A 16,711-nucleotide genomic window follows, 5' to 3' on the forward strand; every position below is an offset into this window, starting at 1 on the left:
CGCCTTCAGCGAGCCCCCGGGCGGCCGGCGTCGGAAGTGCCACAGACAGGTTTCAACGCGTCCGCCGCCGTTTCACCACGACCGCTGTCAGGCCGCCGTCCGCAGCGCGCTCTCGACCCGCCGGCGCAGGTCGTCGAGGTCGGCCCCGGCCTCGGTGAGCACCAGCGCGCCCAGCCCCTGGCCCTCGCGGAGCACGCCGAGCAGGATGTGCTCGGTGCCGATGTGGTTGTGGCGCAGCCGCAGCGCCTCGCGCAGCGACAACTCCAGCACCTTCTTCGAGCGGGGCGAGAACGGCCCGCCGAGGAAGCGCCGGCGGCCCCAGCGGCGTCGCGGTGCCGGCACGGCCTCGCGCAGGGCGTCCGGCCCGAAGGACTGCTCGATGCGGGCCACGATGGCGGCCAGGTCGATGCCGATCTCGCGCAGCGCCGCCGCGTCCGCGTCGCCGAGGCCGGCGCCCCCGTTGGCGGTGTGCCGGCGGACCCGCTCGCGCAGGTCGTCGGCGCGTACGCCGGCGTCGGCCAGCACCCGGCTGGCCAGTCCGGCCTCGTCGGCCACGAGGGCGAGCAGCAGGTGCTCGGTGCCGACCGGGCGCTGGCCCTCGGCCCGTGCCTCCTCCACCGCCCGCCGGACCACTCCGCGCGCCCGGTCGGTGAACCGTTCGAACATCACGCCTCCCACGATTGATTGACCGCCGGCCGCCCGGCGTGCTTCTTGTGCACCGCCTGCCGGCTGACCTCGAGCGCGTCGGCGATGTCCTGCCAGGACCAGCCCTGTCGGCGGGCGTTGTCCACCTGGACCACCTCCAGTCGCTCGAGCAGCCGGCGCAGCGCGCGGACGGCGCGCAGCCCGACCCGGGGATCGGTGCTGCCGGCTGCCGCCGCGAGTTCCGTCGCCTGACTCATGTCGTCAACATACGTTGACAGCGGCACCCTGTCAACCCCAGTTGACGAGATCCCTCGACCGTCGCCGGCACCGCCCGATCCCGCCCGCCGCCGTTACCACCCGACTACCCTCGGTCAGGGACAGCGTGGTCGTGCCGGGCGCGACGCCCGGGAGGTGATGTCGGATGGCCACATCCACCGATGCAGCGGTGCTGGTCGGCCTCGGCTCCGACCACGACCTCACGGTCGTCCGGCTGGCCGCACAGGAGGCCGCCGCACACGGCCGGCCGCTGCACCTGCTGCACACCTTCGACTGGCAGGCGGCCTTCGCCGCGGACACCGTCGCCGCGCCCCGGGACCAGGCCGAGGATCTGATCACCCGGGCCGCCCAACTCGCCCACGAGGTCGAGCCGGGACTGACCGTACGCGGCGAGATCATCGAGAGCGAGACGCTGCCCACGCTGATCCGCCGGTCCGAGGTGGCCTTCCTGCTCGCGGTCGGCGACAGCGGGATGGCCGGCAGCGGCGAGTGCGTCCCGTCCGACACGATCGCCGTCCAGCTCGCCGCGCGAGCCGGCTGCCCTCTGCTGGTGGTGCGCGGCGAGCAGCCACCGGAGGGTCCGGTGCTGGTCGGGGTGGACGGTTCACCCAGCTCGAACCTCGCCCTGGAGTGGGCCCTCGAATGCGCCGCCCTGCGCTGCGCCCGGTTGCTGGCGCTGCGCGTGGTCGAACCCGACGAGGACGCCGAAGCGGTCACCGACGCGCTCACGAAGGTGGTGGCCCACTACACCGCCCGGCGCAGCGAGGTGCCGACCGAGTGCCGTGTCGTCAAGGGTGACCCCGGCCAGGTGCTGGTCGACATGGCCCGCTCGGCGCAGGTGGCGCTCGTCGCCGCCCGCGGTGACGAGCCGGGGCGCGGCATGCTGGGCGCGGTCGCCCAGTCGCTGCTCTACCACGCTCCGGCCCCCCTGATCGTCGTCCGTGGGCTGGCCGAGGCGCCGCTGACCAGGCCCGCCGCCCACCCCGACCGGGACCAACGGCCCTGACGCGGGACCGCCGGCAGTGGCGAGGCTGGACATCGGACGCCCCACTCCCCTATCTGCGAGAGGCTCAGCATCATGGACACCGCTCTCGACGCGAACCGTTCGCTGACCGACGACGAGCTGCGCCGGCTGGACGCCTACTGGCGAGCCGCGAACTACCTGACCGTCGGGCAGATCTACCTGCTGGGCAACCCGCTGCTGCGTGAGCCGCTGACCACCGACGACATCAAGCCCCGGCTGCTCGGCCACTGGGGCACCAGCCCCGGGCTCAACCTGATCTACGCCCACCTCAACCGGGTGATCGTGGCGCGCGACCTGAACGCCATGCTGGTCACCGGACCCGGGCACGGTGGCCCGGCCATCGTGGCCAACACCTGGCTGGAGGGCACCTGGTCGGAGCGCTACCACGACGTGTCGCGCGACGAGGCCGGGATGGCCCGGCTGTTCCGGCAGTTCTCCTTCCCCGGCGGCATCCCCAGCCACGTGGCGGCGGAGGTGCCGGGCTCGATCCACGAGGGCGGCGAGCTGGGGTACGCGCTGAGCCACGCCTACGGCGCGGCCTTCGACCACCCGGACCTGGTGGTGGCCTGTGTGATCGGCGACGGCGAGGCGGAGACCGGGCCGCTCGCCGGCAGTTGGCTCTCCACCGTCTTCCTCAACCCGGCCCGTGACGGCGCGGTGCTGCCCATCCTGCACCTCAACGGCTACAAGATCGCCAGCCCGACCGTGCTGGCCCGGATCCCCGAGTCGGACCTGCTCGACATCCTGCGCGGCTCGGGCTACCAGCCGTACGTGGTGGCCGGCGACGACCCCGCCCAGGTGCACCGCGCGCTCGCCGCGACGCTGGACCGGGCACTGGACGAGATCAGCGCGATCCAGCTCGCGGCCCGCTCCGGCGGCGTCGTCGAACGCCCCCGCTGGCCGATGATCGTCCTACGGACGCCGAAGGGCTGGACCGGCCCGCGCGAGGTCGACGGCACACAGGTGGAGGGCACCTACCGCGCCCACCAGGTGCCGCTGTCGAAGGTGCGGTCCAATCCCGCGCACCTGGCCGAGCTGGAGCACTGGCTGCGCAGCTACCGCCCGGAGGAGCTGTTCGACGCCACCGGCGCCCCGGTGGACGACCTGTGCACCCTGCCGCCGCACGGTGACCGGCGGATGAGCGCCAACCCGGTCACCAACGGCGGGCTGGTGCTGCGCGACCTGACCCTGCCGGACTTCCGCGAGTACGGCGTCGACGTCCCCCGGCCGGGCGAGCCGATGGCCGGCGCGACCGGGGTGCTCGGCGCGTGGATCCGGGACGTCATCGCCGCCAACCCGCAGACGTTCCGGCTGTTCGGCCCGGACGAGGTCGCCTCCAACCGGCTGGGCGCCGCCTTCGAGGTGACCGACCGGGCCTGGGTGGGCGGCACGATGCCCGGCGACGACCACCTCTCCCCGGACGGCCGGGTGATGGAGGTGCTCTCCGAGCACCTGTGCCAGGGTTGGCTGGAGGGCTACCTGCTGACCGGTCGGCACGGCGTGTTCACCAGCTACGAGGCGTTCATCCACATCGTCGACTCGATGCTCAACCAGCACGCCAAGTGGCTGAAGGTGACCCGCGCCATCCCCTGGCGCCAGCCCCTCGCCTCCCTGAACTACCTGCTGTCCAGCCACGTCTGGCGGCAGGACCACAACGGCTTCTCCCACCAGGACCCGGGCTTCATCGACCACGTCGTGAACAAGAAGGCCGAGGTGGTCCGGGTCTACCTGCCTCCGGACGCCAACACCCTGCTCGCGACCATGGACCACTGCCTGCGCAGCCGGCACTACATCAACGTGGTGGTGGCCGGCAAGCAACCGGCGCCGAACTGGATGACGATGACCGAGGCCATCCAGCACACCCGGCGCGGCCTGGGCATCTGGAAGTGGGCCAGCAGCGACGACGGCAGCGAGCCGGACGTGGTGCTCGCCTGCTGCGGGGACGTGCCCACGCTGGAGGCGCTGGCCGCCGCCGACCTGCTGCGCCGGCACCTGCCGGACCTGCGGGTGCGGCTGGTCAACGTGGTGGACCTGATGCGGCTCCAACCGCCCACCGAACATCCGCACGGCCTGCCCGACAACGAGTTCGACACCATCTTCACCGCGGACCGGCCGATCATCTTCGCCTACCACGGCTATCCGTGGCTGATCCACCGGCTCACCTACCGGCGCACCAACCACGACAACCTGCACGTGCGCGGCTACAAGGAGGAGGGCACCACCACCACCCCGTTCGACATGGTGATGCTCAACGACCTGGACCGCTTCCACCTGGTCATCGACGTCATCGACCGGGTGCCCGGGCTGGCCGCCCGCGCCGCGTACCTGCGCCAGCAGATGATCGACGCCCGGCAGTCGGCCCGTGACTACACCCGCCGCCACGGCGAGGACGACCCCCAGGTCGCCGAGTGGCGCTGGGTCCGGGAAACCGACCCGACCAACCCCTGAGGAGGACGACGTGCGTGACGCGGAGATCCTGGTCGGCTACGACGGCTCCACCGACGCGTCCGTGGCCCTGGACTGGGCGCTGGACGAGGCCGAGCGCAGCGGCCAGCCGGTGCGGCTGGCGTACGTCTTCGAATGGCTGACCGTGGCCAGCTGGGTCGGCCCGGGTGTGGCGCCCGGCATCTGGCCCGACGACACCGCCCGGCGGCAGGTGGAGGAGCTGGTCCGGGACGCGGCGGCGCAGGCCGGCGCCGCGCACCCCGGGCTCACCGTCACCGGCGAGGTGTACGACGGGCCCCCGGCCCTGATCCTGCAGGAACGCTCGGCCGAGGCCGGGCTGCTGGTGCTCGGCAGCCGCGGCCACGGCGGGTTCGGTGGGCTCTTGGCCGGGTCGACGGCCGTGGCGGTCGCCGCGCACGCGCACTGCCCGGTCGTGGTGGTCCGGGACGGGGCGGGCAGCGCACCGGGCGGGCCGGTGGCGGTCGGGGTGGACGGGTCGGAGCCGTCGCTGGTGGCGCTCGGCTTCGCGGCGGAACGAGCGGCCCAGCGGCGGGTGCCGCTGCGCGTGCTGCACGCGTGGACCCAGGGTCCCGGCGGGGCGGCCGGTGTGCCGGACGAGCGGGCGGCGGTGGAGCAGGCGCTGGAGCCGTGGCGGCGGACGTTCCCGGAGCTGGCGGTGACCGTCGATCTGGTGGCGGGCAGCCCGGCGGCGACACTCGTCGACGCCAGCCAGCAGGCGGCACTGGTGGTGGTCGGCAGCCGGGGTCGGGGCGGGCTCGCGGGGATGCTGCTCGGCTCGGTCAGCCAGCAGGTCATCCAGCACGCGCACTGTCCGGTCGCCGTGGTCCGGGAACGCTGACCCCGGGCGTGACGGCCCGGTCGCCCGGGACCTACGACCCGTGCGGCACCGCCATGGATGCCACAGGATGGAGGCGGCACCAACGCGGAGCGCCGCCGCCCGGAGGCACGGGTGGGCAGAGACGGAGAGGTCGTGACCATGAGTCAGGAGAGCCAGCTGACCACCGCGCTGGCGGAGGCCGCCGCGACCGCAGGGCACGCCCCCTCGGTGCACAACACCCAGCCGTGGCGCTGGCGGGTGCTGCCGGACGCCCTGGAGCTGCGCACCGTCGCCGACCGGCAGCTCGCGGCCACCGACCCGGAGGGCCGGCTGCTCGCGATCAGCTGCGGCACCGCCCTGCACCACGCCCGGCTGGCTCTGGCCGCCGAGGGGTGGCGTGCCGTGGTGGAGCGGCTGCCCGACCCGAGCGACCGCGAACTGCTGGCCCGGCTGACCACCTCGGGCCGCGTGGCGCCCGAGCCGGACGCCATGCGGATGGTGCAGTGCATGCAGGTCCGACACACCGACCGGCGGCCGGTCAGCGACGAGCCGGTGCCCACCGCCGCGATCGGCGAGATCACCCGGGCGGTCGCCGCCGAGGGCGCCCGGCTGCAGATCCTCGACGGCGAGCAGGTGCTGGAGCTGGCCGCCGCGGCCGGTCACGCCGACACGGTCGAGGCCGAGGACCCGCGGCTGCGCGCCGAGCTGGCGTACTGGACCAGCCGCGCCGGCACGGGCACCGGGCTGCCGCCGGAGGTGCTGCCCCAGCAGCGTCCGCAGACCACCGTGCCGGCCCGTGACTTCGGCCAACCGGGCGGCCTGCCGGTCGGGCCCGGCCACGACCGTGCCGCCGTGTACGCGCTGCTCTACGGCGACGAGGACGAGCGGGACAGCTGGCTGCGCGCCGGCGAGGCGCTCTCCGCCGCCTGGCTGACCGCCACCCGGCTCGGTGTCTCGGTGGTCCCGCTCAGCTCGGCCGTCGAGGTGGAGGGCACCCGGCAGACCCTGCGGCAGCTGCTCGCCGGGCTCGGCTTCCCGTACCTCGTGCTGCGCCTGGGTATCGCGGACCCGGAGCACGCGGGCCCGCCGCACACCCCACGGCTGACCACCGAGCAGGTGGTCGACACCACCGCGGTACGCGGCGAGCGGAGCTGACCGGTCCGGCCAGCGACGGCCGGCGATACCATCGCGCGGTGACCAGCAGCGCCCCACAACCTCGCCAGGAAACGCCGGTGACCCCGTCACTCGGGCTGAGCCCGCTGTCCCGCGTCCACCTCGACGAGCTGCTCCAGGAGATGCTGGACCGGGTCGGGGAGGTCGTCACCAGCCGGGAGCGGCTGCGTGCCCTGCTCGACGCGGTGGTTGGCATCGGCACCAACCTGGATCTGCGCAGCACCCTGCAACGGATCGTGCAGGCCGCGTGCGAGCTGGTCGGCGCCCGGTACGGCGCCCTGGGCGTGGTCGGCCCGGACCGGCTGCTGCACGACTTCATCGTCCACGGCATCTCCCCCGAGCTGCACGCGCAGATCGGTGACCTGCCGCACGGGCGGGGTGTGCTCGGCCTGCTCATCGACGATCCCCGGCCGCTGCGGATGCCGGACATCACCCAGCACCCCCGCTCCTACGGCTTCCCGGCCAACCACCCGCCGATGCACAGCTTCCTGGGTGTGCCGGTGCGCATCCGTGACCAGGTCTTCGGCAATCTCTACCTGGCCGAGAAGCAGGGCGGGGCGCAGTTCACCGAGGACGACGAGGAGATCGTGGTCGCGCTCGCCGCCGCGGCCGGCGTGGCCATCGAGAACGCCCGCCTGTACGCCCTGGCGCACCGGCGGGAACGCTGGCTCGCCGCGACCGCCGAGATCACCTCGGTGCTGCTCGGCGAGGTACGCCGCACGGACGCGCTGGCGCTGGTCGCCCGCCGCGCCCGGGAGGTCGCCGAGGCGGAACTGGCGCTGGTGCTGCTCTACGACCCCGACACCGCGCAGTTCACCGTCGAGGTGGTCGACGGCACCGACGAGCAGTCGCGGGCGCTGGTCGGCACGGTCGTGCCGGCCGCCGACACCAGCTTCGGCGCGGCGGTCGCGCAGGGCCGGCACGACCAGGTGGACGACCTCGCGCACGCCGCCCCGTGGCCGGCGCTGCTGCACACCGGCCCGGCGGTGATCTCACCACTGACCACCGCCGAGACCCTGCACGGCGTGCTGGTCGTGGCACACCGCCCGGAGCGCGGCGGGGGCGCCAGCGACGACGACGTGGCCCTGCTGGGCAGCTTCGCCGGCCAGGCCGCGCTGGCCATGGAGCGGGCCCGCGGCCAGGAGGAGCGGGAGCTGCTCGTGGTCCTGGAGGACCGCGAGCGGATCGCCCGCGACCTGCACGACGTGGTGATCCAGCGGCTCTTCGCCACCGGCCTGCAACTGCAGAGCGCCGCGCCGATGATGACCCGCCCGGAGGTGGCCAAGCGGATCAACGCGGCCGTCGACGATCTGGACGCCACCATCCGGGACATCCGCCGGACCATCTTCGAGCTGCGCACGCCGATGACCGCGGCGCTGCGGACCGAGATCCGCGAGGCGATCGAGGTGGCTGCCGAGTCACTGGGCCACAAGCCCCGCCTGGAGCTGACCGGGCCGGTGGACAGCGCCGTCCCGGACGCGGTGCGCCCGGACCTCACCGCCGTGCTGCGCGAGGCGCTGTCCAACACGGTCCGCCACGCGCGGGCCGACCACGTCGACGTCGCCGTACGCGTCGAGGCCGGCCACGTCACCGTCACGGTCGCCGACGACGGGGTGGGCTGCGCCCCGGGCGCCGCCCGGGGCGGGCTGGTCAACCTCCGTGAACGCGCCGAACGCCACGGGGGTGTCTTCACGATCCGCCCGGTCGAGCCGCACGGCACCGAGGTGAGCTGGTCGGTGCCGCTGCGCGACTGACCGGCCGAGTCAGGGCGTCCTGCCGAGCAGCCGGGTGGCCAGCACCGCCGCCTGTGTGCGGCGCTCCAGGCCCAGCTTGGCCAGCACGCTGGAGACGTAGTTCTTCACCGTCTTCTCGGCCAGGAACATCTTCCCGGCGATCTCCCGGTTGGTCATCCCCTCCGCGACGTACTCCAGGATCCGCCGCTCCTGCTCGGTGAGCGACTTCAACTCGCGGGGCTGCTCGACGCCGTTGCGGATGCGTTCCAGCACCCGGGTGGTGATCGCCGGGTCGAGCAGCGACTGCCCGGCCGCCACCCGGCGCACCGCGTCGACGAGGTCGGTGCCGCGGATCTGCTTGAGCACGTAACCGGCGGCACCCGCCATGATCGCCGCGAACAGCGCCTCGTCGTCCTCGTACGAGGTGAGGATCAGGCCCTTGATGGACGAGTCGACGGCGCGTACGTCGCGGCACACGTCGATGCCGTTGCCGTCGGGCAGGCGCGCGTCGAGGATCGCGACGTCCGGCCGCAACGCCGGAATGAGGCGTGCCGCCTCCTGCGCGGAGCCGGACTCGCCGACCACCTCGATGTCACCGCTGCTCTGCAACAGGTCGGCCAGGCCACGGCGGACGACCTCATGGTCGTCGAGGAGGAACACCCGGATCATCTCCCCTTTCTACCCGTGACCCCGGGGCGGATGCACGGGCCGAAGGTCCCGACAACGCGGTCCGGCCCCGCCGGCGGTGGGCGGACCGGGCGGAGGGCGGTCGGACCCGACGGCTCGGGACGTCCGGCCCTGTCCGCCGCCGACCCGGCGGGCGGACGGTGGGGGTACGCCGGCCGTCGCGGCAGCAGCGGCGCCGGCCCCACCGGAGAGGAACAGCTGCCATGGACATCGGCTACACCGCGGCCCACCTGCGGGCCGCCGCCGTGGACGCGGTGCGGGCGCCATCCCTGCACAACACCCAGCCGTGGCGGTTGCGGCTGCGCGACGGCGGGATCGAGGTGCTGGCCGACCCGGCCCGCCGGCTGCCGGCGACCGACCCGAGCGGGTGGGGTGTGCGGATGGCCTGCGGCGCGGCGCTGTTCAACCTGCGGATCGCGCTGGCCGTGGCCGGCATACCGGCCCGGGTGCGGCTGCGCCCGGACCCGGCCGAGCCGGACCTGCTGGCCCGGCTGGTGCCGGACCTCCCGCGCGGGGTCGAGGCCCACCGGCGCGCGGGCCGGCCGACCGGCGCGCGGCGGCACCGACCCCACCGCACGCAGCCAGCGCCAGGTGTCGGCGACGGTCTCGGCCACCGGGCGGCAGGTCAGCCCCGCCGCGTACGCCTTCTGCACGCCGCGCTCCTGCAACCATCGGAACTCGTGACCCTCCGGGATCCAGATGGGCAGGTCGTTCCAGGGGATCACGCCGGCGGCGAGGATCGACGCCGGGTCGATCCAGCGCAGCCGGGCGTCGGAGCCGGTCACCGCGACGACCGTGTCGAGCAGTTCGCCCATCGTGGTGTGCCCCGGGTGGCTGATGACGTTGAAGGCACCGCCGACCCCTTCGGCCGCCCGGTCCAGCGTCCACGCGGCCAGGTCGCGGACGTCGATGTACTGCACGGGCAGGTCCGCGGGGCCGGGCGCGAGCACGTCCCCGCCCCGGGCCACGCGCTGCAGCCACCAGGGCAGCCGGCCGATGTCCTCCCCCGGCCCGAGGATCAGCCCGGCCCGCACCAGCAGCGCCCGCTCCCCGTACACCTCCGTGGCGGCCAGCTCCCCGCCGGCCTTGCACTGCGCGTAGTCTCCCCCGTCGGCGTCGGCGGACGCCTCCACGGTGGGCGCGTCCTCGCCCACCCGCGCCGCGACCGGCACGGCGTAGACCGAGCCACTGGAGATGTAGGCGTAGTGCGGGACCGCACCGGCCAGCGCGCGGGCCGCGTCCCGTACCGCCCGTGGCGCGCTGTCCCAGGTGTCGACCACCAGGTCCCACTCGCCGCCCGCCAGCGCCGCCAGGCCGTCCGGCGCGGTCCGGTCACCCCGCAACCGGTGCACGCCCGGCGGGACCGCGCCGTGCACCCCCCGGTTGAACACCGTCACCGACCAGCCCCGGCGTACCGCTTCGGCCACCGTCGCCCCGCCCACGAAACCCGTCCCGCCCAGCACCAGCAGTCTCATGCGGTCCACCCTGCCGGGTCACAACGGCGGGCGGCACCCACGTTCACCGTCAGCGGATCTCCCCACAGCAGAACTCCGCCTACCCGGCGAGCAGGTGGTCCAGCGGTCGCGGGACGGACGCCGGGTCGAGGGCGCGCACGAGCGCGCGGGCGTACCGGGCCTTGCGGCCGCTCATCGTGCCCATGAAGCGCCGCAGTTGCCGCTCGACCGGCCGCCCCCGTTGCGCCGGCTGGTTCTGGAAGACCCGGAATCTCGTCAGGTCCCTCTCCGCCGCGAGGACCTGTTCGACGCCCGTGCTGCCGAGGGCGCGGATCAGCTCGTCCTCCAGGTCGGCGACGCACACGTGGAAGCCGAGCGCCTCCATCGCCGAGCGGGTCAGGCCACTGCCCAGGCCCGCCTGCTCGAGCCCGCGCCGGAAGTAGCTCTCCTCGGCCTCGTCGCAGAGCCCCCGCACACCCAGGGCGAGCCCCTGCGCGCCGAAGAGCCGCAGGAACCGACCGACGCTCATCGCGCCCCCCATCGACACGACGCACACGCCCTCGTCGATCAGGTCACGGTCGCACCGCGCGGCCAGCGCCTCCACCGCGTACAGGTCGCTGACGCCCTCGACGAGCACGACGGTGGCCAGGCGACCGTCACGGGCCAACGCACGGGCGACCGTTGCCGCCTCCGGGGCATCCGTGCCGCCAGCCGCCCAGGCACCGACGGCGGCTCGGAAACGGTCCGGCTCTCGCACAGGTCAGAGTCTCGCAACGCGTCGATGCCCACCGCCACCGGTTTGTCGGCCGGCGGGAACCTGACCCGGTACGAGGAACGACCCGTCACCGGATGTCCGGTGACGAGCCGCCTGAGGTGCTCATCGAACTGGTGGGCGATACTGGGTTTGAACCAGTGACCTCTTCCGTGTCAGGGAAGCGCGCTCCCACTGCGCCAATCGCCCGTGGTGACCGCCCGGCCCGGGAACCAGGCTCGTGGGGCGGATCGCGAGCGGACGACGGGATTCGAACCCGCGACCCTCACCTTGGCAAGGTGATGCGCTACCAGCTGCGCTACGTCCGCACGTCCCCGGCAAGCGCCGGCGACGGGTGAAACCCTACCCGACGCCAAGATCGCCGCACCCGGCACCCTCGGGCCGTGGCGATTGCGCTGGTTGGCGACGGGGTACTGAAGACCCTCGACAGCGCACCACATCCCCTAAGGAGGCTGTCGTGGGTATCGGCACCAGCATCTTCCTCATCGCGCTCGGCGCGATCCTCACCTTCGCCCTGGACGCGAGCGTCGGCGGCATCAACCTCGACGTGGTCGGCTGGATCCTGATGGCGGCCGGTGTCCTCGGCCTGATCATGACCACGCTGGTCTGGGGTCGCCGCCGCGAGGTGGTCACCACCACCGAGCAGCCGGTGGAGTACCGGCGGGTCGAGGAGCCGGTGGAGTACCGCCGGGTCGAGGAACGTCGGGACAGCGCCCCGCCGCTGTGACACGACCGCCGGCCGTCGCCGGAGGAGCACGCGCCACGGCCGGCCGCCCCGATCGGGGTGGCCGGCCCGTGGCAACCCCGCCGCTCAGCGCATCAACGCGTTGAGCGTGCCGTAGTCGAGGGCATCGGCCAGCGCTCCGTACGTGCCCGCGCCGAACGCCTCGTCCGCCGCCCGGCGGGCCACCGCGTACGCGCCCTCCGCAACCGCCGAGCCGAGACTCACCCGGGCCACCCCCAGCGTGGCCAGCTCCCCCACCGTTGGCGCCCCCGGCCCCGCGAGCACGTTCAGCGGCGCCGGAATCGCCTCGGCCAAATGCCGGATGACGGCCGGGTCGACCACGCCGGGCACGAACACCCCGTCCGCCCCGGCGGCCAGGTAGGCCGACGCCCGGGCCACCGTCTCGCCGACGTCCCCACCGCCGCGCAGGAACGTGTCGATCCGAGCGTTGAGGTACAGGGGCACCCCGGCGGCGTCGCCAGCGGATCGGACCGCCGCGAGTCGCGCGCACTGCTCGTCCACCGGGCGCAGTGGCTCCCCGCCGTCGTACCGCGCGTCCTCGACGTTGACCCCGACGGCGCCGGCGGCCAGCACCGCGCGGACGGTGTCACCCACCTCCGCCGGGGTCCTTCCGTAGCCGGACTCGATGTCGGCGCTGACCGGCAGCGGCACCGCGGCGGCGACCCGCCGGATCAGCTCGACGGCGTCGTCGCGGTCGAGCGCGTCGCCGTCGGGCGAACCCAGGCTCCAGGCGACGCCGGCGCTGGTGGTGGCCACGGCGCTGGCTCCGGCGGCGGCCACGACCCGGGCGCTCGCCGCGTCCCAGGCGTTGACGAGGACGAGCGGCGAACCGGGGATGTGCAGGGAACGGAAGAGCTCTGCGCGGCTCTGGTGATCGGTCACCGGGCAAGTCTCGGCCGGCCCGGGCCCGGGCAGTAATGTTTCAGTCCCAGCTGAATCCACCGGGGGTGAAATGGTCGCCATCGGCCTGTCGGCGGGTGCCGTCGCCCGCATCCGGTTCGCGGTGTCCTGCCTGTGGGAGGTCGTCGCGAGCGTCCGGGTGCTGCGCGACCCGGGGGACCACGCGGTCCACCTGCCGTGGGTCCGGCGGGTCCGTCCGCCGCTGGTCGAGGCCGGCCTGGCCGGCCCGGACGGCGGGCTGCTCTGGCAGCTGGTGCCCGCCCCACCCGGCTACCTGGCCGACTTCCTCACCCCGCCGCCGGTCGGGCTCACCCCGGACCTGGCCGCCGAACTGGCCGCCCTGCGCGCCACCCCGGTCGCCACCGTCCGCGCGCACCTGGACCTGTACCCGGGCGACCGCACCCCCGCACTCGCCGCCCTGTACGCCGACCCGCCCGCCGGGTTGCGCCGGCTCACCGGGGAGATCGAGGCGTACTGGCGGATCGCCCTGGCCCCGCACTGGCCGCGACTGCGGTTGCTGCTCGACGCCGACGTCGCCGCCCGCGCCCGCCGGCTGGCCGAGGACGGGGCGGCCGAGCTCCTCAACGACCTGCACCAGCAGGTCCGGTGGGAGAACGACACCCTGCTCGTCGCACAGCGACACTGCCTCGCCCCGGACATCCCGGACGGGCCGGGCCTGGTGCTGGTCCCGTCGGCCTTCGTCTGGCCGTCGGTGCTGAGCGTCTCCACCGCGGATGCTCCGCAGCTCGCCTATCCGGCCCGAGGGCTCGGCACGCTGTGGGAGCGCCCGGACGGCGTCCCGGACGCGCTGGCAGCGGTGGTCGGCCGCGGGCGGGCCCGCCTGCTCACCGAACTGGCCGCGCCAACGAGCACCACGGAGCTGGCCCGACGCACCGGGATGTCGGCCGGCGGGGTCTCCCAACACCTCACCGCGCTGCGGGCGGTGGGCCTGGTGGTGACGCACCGCCGGGGTCGGACGCTGCTCAGCACCCGCACCGACCTCGCCGAGGCGCTGCTCTCCGCTGCCGCCTAGGTTCCGGGCCGCCGTCCGCCAGGCACCGCCGCGTTAAGATCCGCCGCATGGAGTCCCTCGACGCCGTGCTGGCCGCACACCGGGCGTACCTGCTCGGCTGGAACATCGGCGAGGCTGGGGGTCCCGACCTGGTCACCTATCGCAGTGACGTGCCGCACCCGCCGCTCAACGGCGTGCTGCGCGTGACCGGGCGTACGCCGCAGGACGCCCTCACCGAGGCCCGGCGCCGTCTCGACGGCGTACCCCGGGTGTGGTGGGTCGGCCCGGACAGCGACGCCGACGCGGCCGACGGCTTGGTGTCCCTCGGCGCCGTGGAGGTCGCCCGTCTGCCGATCATGACCGTGGCGATCGCCGACACGGCGGACGCTCCGACGCCCGCCGGCCTGCACATCGCCGAGACCACCGACCTGGACACCTTCGTCCCGGCCTACGCCCGGGTGTCCGGAATCCCGGCGGAGGGCGTGGCGGCGGCGATCGACCGGGAGAAGGCGTTCGCCGGCGACGGCACCGTCATCAGGCTGGCCGGCCGCCTCGACGACGGCCGGATCGTCGGAACGGCGGTCGCCTGGCTCACCGACGGTCTTCTGACGCTGTACTTCGTCGGCACCCAGCCTGAGGAACGCCGCCGCGGCATCGGCGCGGCGATGACCAGGGCCGCGCTCGACCTCGCCGCCGGGCGGGGCGTCCACACGGCCGCCCTCACCTCGACCCCCATCGGGGAGCCGGTCTACCGCCGCCTCGGCTTCCGCACGGCGGGCACCTTCCGGCTGCTGGCCTTCTGAGTCGGCCCCCGGCTACGGACCGCCCGCCCGTCCGTACAGAAAGGCTCGCTACCGTTTCGGTAGCGAGCCTTTGACTGCTCATCCAGCTGGTGGGCGATACTGGGTTTGAACCAGTGACCTCTTCCGTGTCAAGGAAGCGCGCTCCCACTGCGCCAATCGCCCGTGCTTGTTGCCGAGGTGGGGACGGGATTTGAACCCGCGTACACGGCTTTGCAGGCCGTTGCCTCGCCTCTCGGCCACCCCACCGAGGTTGCCCCCGTCATGCGTGGCGGCAGCTCCGAGCGGACGACGGGATTCGAACCCGCGACCCTCACCTTGGCAAGGTGATGCGCTACCAGCTGCGCTACGTCCGCACGCCCCCGGGCGTTCCCGGGTGACGGATGAGAACTTTAGCCGAGCCGGTGAACGACTGCCAACTCGGGGCCACCCTCGGCGCGTCCGGCCCGGGTTGGCGGACGGCGGCATCAGCGCCGGCGGGACCGGAGCCACCACCGACCGGCTTCCTAGGGGGCTGGTCTGGTGGTCCGGGAGCCGTCACACTCCGGCACCTCCGGCGCGTGCCCGCCTCCCGCCCGTCGGGTACCGCTCGGCCAGCATCGCGGCGTGCCGGCGAGGGCCGCCGGACCTCGACGAACGTCCCCAGAAGAACGACGAAAGGCACCCTCAGGAAGTGTCCGGCTTCCGACTGTCGCATCGCGGATCGGACGGTGGCGGTAACTGTTCGTGTTCAGTCGGATGGGTTACGGTAACGGTCGTGACGAGACGTGCGGCCGAGATCCGCCTGGATGCCCTGCTGCGCACCGCCTGTGACGTGATTGTGGAGCGCGGTCTGGCAAACACCCGGACGGCTGACGTGGCGCAGGCCGCCGGCGTGAGTCAGGCGCTGGTCTTCTACCACTTCGCGACCAAGGAGCGGCTGCTCGCGCAGGCGTTCGCGTACGCGGTCGAGCAGGATCTGGCCCGCCTGGACGTGGTGACCCGCTCCTCCGCCCCGCCGCTGACCAAACTCCGCCGGATCCTCAAGCTCTACACCCCGGCCGGGCGCGCCACCTCGTGGTCGATGTGGATCGACGGCTGGTCGGAGTCACTGCGCACCCCCGAACTGGAGAAGGTGTCCCGCCGGCTCGACCTGCGCTGGCGGCAGGACCTGGCCGCGGTGATCTCGGCCGGGGTCGCCGACGGCACCTTCCAGTGCGCCGACCCGGAAGGGGCCGCCTGGCGGATCAGCGCGGTGATGGACGGCCTGGCCGTACAGCTCGCCGTGCACGACCGGGTGATCTCCCGCCGGCAGTTCGGCGAGTGGGTCCGGCTGGTCACCGCCCGGGAACTCGGCCTGGACCCGAGCGACCTGGACTGAACCGGGGGCGACCGGCCTCGCCGGCCGGAACAATCGTCCCCATGGACCTGCTGGAGGCGTACCGCCGGAGCCTGGCCGAGTTCATCGACCGGGTGGACCAGGTCGGGCCGGGCCAGTGGTCCGACCCGACGCCCTGCCCCGGCTGGGACGTCCGCACGCTGGTCAACCACGTGGTGGGCGAGGACCGGTGGAGCGTGCCACTGCTCGCCGGCCGGACCATCGACGAGGTCGGCAGCCGGTTCGACGGCGACCTGCTCGGCGCCGACCCGGCCGTGGCGGCACGGGAGGCCGCCGCGCAGGCCGAGATCGCCGCCGTCCATCCCGGTGCCGTCGACCGCACCGTGCACCTCTCCGCCGGTGACACTCCGGCCGAGGAGTACCTGAGCCAACTCCTCGCCGAGCACCTGGTGCACGGCTGGGACCTGGCGGTGGCGATCGGGGCCGAGCCGCGGATGGACCCGGATGCGGTGCGCGTCTGCGCCCGGTGGTTCGCCGGCCGGGTCGACGACTACCGGCGCGGCGACCTGGTCCGACCCGAAGTACCGCTGCCCGCCGACGCCGACGAGCAGGACCACCTGCTGTCGGCCTTCGGCCGCGACCCCGACTGGGTGCCCGGCAGCTGAACACCCGGCGCCGTCGGCGCCCCCGTAGAGGACATTTCAGCGTTCCGGTCGACCCGCCCCGGGCGAGCGGCCAGTCATCCGTGGCCGCAGCGGGCAGCGTCGACCAAATCCGATCTGTCGGCGCGTCTCGGGCCTGGGGCCTTGCCGCCACCCCCAGCGGCTGATATCCACAGATGCGCATGCGTCACCGCGCTGCGTCGGTCGGCGGCCGCCGGCCATCCCGC

15 protein-coding genes, 5 tRNA genes and 2 pseudogenes are annotated in these 16,711 nt (G+C 74.0%); 11 read left to right on the top strand and 11 right to left on the bottom strand.

Translation table 11 applies throughout. From position 1 onward, the window contains the following. Positions 1–87 precede the first annotated feature (87 nt). Positions 88–666 carry a Clp protease N-terminal domain-containing protein gene (locus tag M8C17_RS11610; RefSeq protein ID WP_252416448.1) on the bottom strand — a complete coding sequence of 193 codons (579 nt, stop codon included), beginning with the start codon at positions 664–666 and terminating at the stop codon, positions 88–90. After that, entirely contained in the window at positions 666–902 is a 237-nt protein-coding gene (locus M8C17_RS11615; RefSeq protein WP_252416449.1) for a helix-turn-helix domain-containing protein, read from the bottom strand. Before M8C17_RS11615 ends, M8C17_RS11610 begins: the two co-directional genes overlap by 1 nt. 164 nt (positions 903–1,066) lie before the next feature. Here M8C17_RS11615 and M8C17_RS11620 point away from each other — a divergent pair, with 164 nt between their 5' ends. The 5 genes from M8C17_RS11620 to M8C17_RS11640 all read left to right on the top strand — a co-directional run bounded on the left by M8C17_RS11620 (position 1,067) and on the right by M8C17_RS11640 (position 8,155). Then, the gene (locus tag M8C17_RS11620) at positions 1,067–1,927 is read left to right on the top strand and encodes a universal stress protein (protein ID WP_252416450.1); all 861 of its coding nucleotides are present in this window, start codon (positions 1,067–1,069) and stop codon (positions 1,925–1,927) included. A 72-nt stretch (positions 1,928–1,999) separates the two neighbouring features. Then, positions 2,000–4,393, top strand: coding sequence for a phosphoketolase (locus tag M8C17_RS11625; RefSeq protein ID WP_252416451.1), 2,394 nt, complete (start codon positions 2,000–2,002; stop codon positions 4,391–4,393). A 10-nt stretch (positions 4,394–4,403) separates the two neighbouring features. Further along, positions 4,404–5,249: a universal stress protein gene (locus tag M8C17_RS11630; RefSeq protein ID WP_252416452.1), complete on the top strand. Its 846-nt coding sequence runs from the start codon at positions 4,404–4,406 to the stop codon at positions 5,247–5,249. Between the two features lie 57 nt (positions 5,250–5,306). Beyond that, positions 5,307–6,383 (top strand): nitroreductase, encoded by a 1,077-nt coding sequence (locus M8C17_RS11635; RefSeq protein WP_374558121.1) that lies wholly within the window; start codon positions 5,307–5,309, stop codon positions 6,381–6,383. 95 nt (positions 6,384–6,478) lie between these two features. Continuing rightward, the gene (locus M8C17_RS11640; protein WP_374558267.1) at positions 6,479–8,155 is read left to right on the top strand and encodes a GAF domain-containing protein; all 1,677 of its coding nucleotides are present in this window, start codon (positions 6,479–6,481) and stop codon (positions 8,153–8,155) included. A 9-nt stretch (positions 8,156–8,164) separates the two neighbouring features. Here M8C17_RS11640 and M8C17_RS11645 read toward each other — a convergent pair whose 3' ends face one another. Beyond that, positions 8,165–8,803, bottom strand: coding sequence for a response regulator transcription factor (locus M8C17_RS11645; protein WP_252416453.1), 639 nt, complete (start codon positions 8,801–8,803; stop codon positions 8,165–8,167). Positions 8,804–9,024: 221 nt separating this feature from the next. On the opposite strand from M8C17_RS11645, the pseudogene M8C17_RS11650 reads away from it, so the two are divergent. Next, positions 9,025–9,333: pseudogene (locus M8C17_RS11650) on the top strand (nitroreductase); the annotation flags it as partial. Here M8C17_RS11650 and M8C17_RS11655 read toward each other — a convergent pair. The 4 genes and pseudogenes from M8C17_RS11655 to M8C17_RS11670 form a co-directional block, all read right to left on the bottom strand. Then, positions 9,325–10,296 (bottom strand): annotated as a pseudogene (locus tag M8C17_RS11655) (NAD-dependent epimerase/dehydratase family protein); the annotation flags it as partial. The pseudogenes M8C17_RS11650 and M8C17_RS11655 sit on opposite strands and share 9 nt — an antisense overlap. Positions 10,297–10,375: 79 nt before the next feature. Then, positions 10,376–11,032: a TOPRIM nucleotidyl transferase/hydrolase domain-containing protein gene (locus M8C17_RS11660; RefSeq protein ID WP_252416454.1), complete on the bottom strand. Its 657-nt coding sequence runs from the start codon at positions 11,030–11,032 to the stop codon at positions 10,376–10,378. Positions 11,033–11,161: 129 nt separating this feature from the next. Beyond that, a tRNA-Val gene (locus M8C17_RS11665) sits at positions 11,162–11,236 on the bottom strand. Between the two features lie 46 nt (positions 11,237–11,282). Continuing rightward, a tRNA-Gly gene (locus M8C17_RS11670) sits at positions 11,283–11,355 on the bottom strand. A gap of 149 nt (positions 11,356–11,504) precedes the next feature. Here M8C17_RS11670 and M8C17_RS11675 point away from each other — a divergent pair. Then, on the top strand, positions 11,505–11,774 hold the full coding sequence (locus tag M8C17_RS11675) for a DUF6458 family protein (RefSeq protein ID WP_252416455.1): 270 nt from the start codon (positions 11,505–11,507) through the stop codon (positions 11,772–11,774). A gap of 84 nt (positions 11,775–11,858) precedes the next feature. Here the strand turns inward: M8C17_RS11675 and M8C17_RS11680 are convergent, their stop codons facing one another. Further along, positions 11,859–12,674, bottom strand: a complete 816-nt coding sequence (locus tag M8C17_RS11680; protein ID WP_252416456.1) for an isocitrate lyase/phosphoenolpyruvate mutase family protein — start codon at positions 12,672–12,674, stop codon at positions 11,859–11,861. A gap of 70 nt (positions 12,675–12,744) precedes the next feature. Here M8C17_RS11680 and M8C17_RS11685 point away from each other — a divergent pair, with 70 nt between their 5' ends. Then, a complete protein-coding gene (locus M8C17_RS11685) occupies positions 12,745–13,725 on the top strand; it encodes a DUF5937 family protein (protein WP_252416457.1) in 981 nt (326 codons plus the stop codon). A 47-nt stretch (positions 13,726–13,772) separates the two neighbouring features. Beyond that, the gene (locus M8C17_RS11690; protein WP_252416458.1) at positions 13,773–14,507 is read left to right on the top strand and encodes a GNAT family N-acetyltransferase; all 735 of its coding nucleotides are present in this window, start codon (positions 13,773–13,775) and stop codon (positions 14,505–14,507) included. Between the two features lie 87 nt (positions 14,508–14,594). Here the strand turns inward: M8C17_RS11690 and M8C17_RS11695 are convergent. From M8C17_RS11695 to M8C17_RS11705, 3 genes are all read right to left on the bottom strand, one after another. Next, positions 14,595–14,669: transfer RNA gene (locus M8C17_RS11695), tRNA-Val, on the bottom strand. Positions 14,670–14,682: 13 nt separating this feature from the next. Then, a tRNA-Cys gene (locus M8C17_RS11700) sits at positions 14,683–14,753 on the bottom strand. Positions 14,754–14,787: 34 nt separating this feature from the next. Beyond that, positions 14,788–14,860 (bottom strand) — tRNA-Gly (locus tag M8C17_RS11705). A 401-nt stretch (positions 14,861–15,261) separates the two neighbouring features. Here M8C17_RS11705 and M8C17_RS11710 point away from each other — a divergent pair. Further along, entirely contained in the window at positions 15,262–15,864 is a 603-nt protein-coding gene (locus M8C17_RS11710; protein ID WP_252416459.1) for a TetR/AcrR family transcriptional regulator, read from the top strand. Positions 15,865–15,905: 41 nt separating this feature from the next. Further along, the gene (locus M8C17_RS11715) at positions 15,906–16,487 is read left to right on the top strand and encodes a TIGR03086 family metal-binding protein (protein WP_252416460.1); all 582 of its coding nucleotides are present in this window, start codon (positions 15,906–15,908) and stop codon (positions 16,485–16,487) included. The last annotated feature ends 224 nt before the right edge of the window (positions 16,488–16,711 follow it).

The organism is Micromonospora sp. RHAY321, from assembly GCF_023896955.1.
In the GTDB taxonomy this organism is placed as follows: Bacteria; Actinomycetota; Actinomycetes; order Mycobacteriales; family Micromonosporaceae; genus Micromonospora.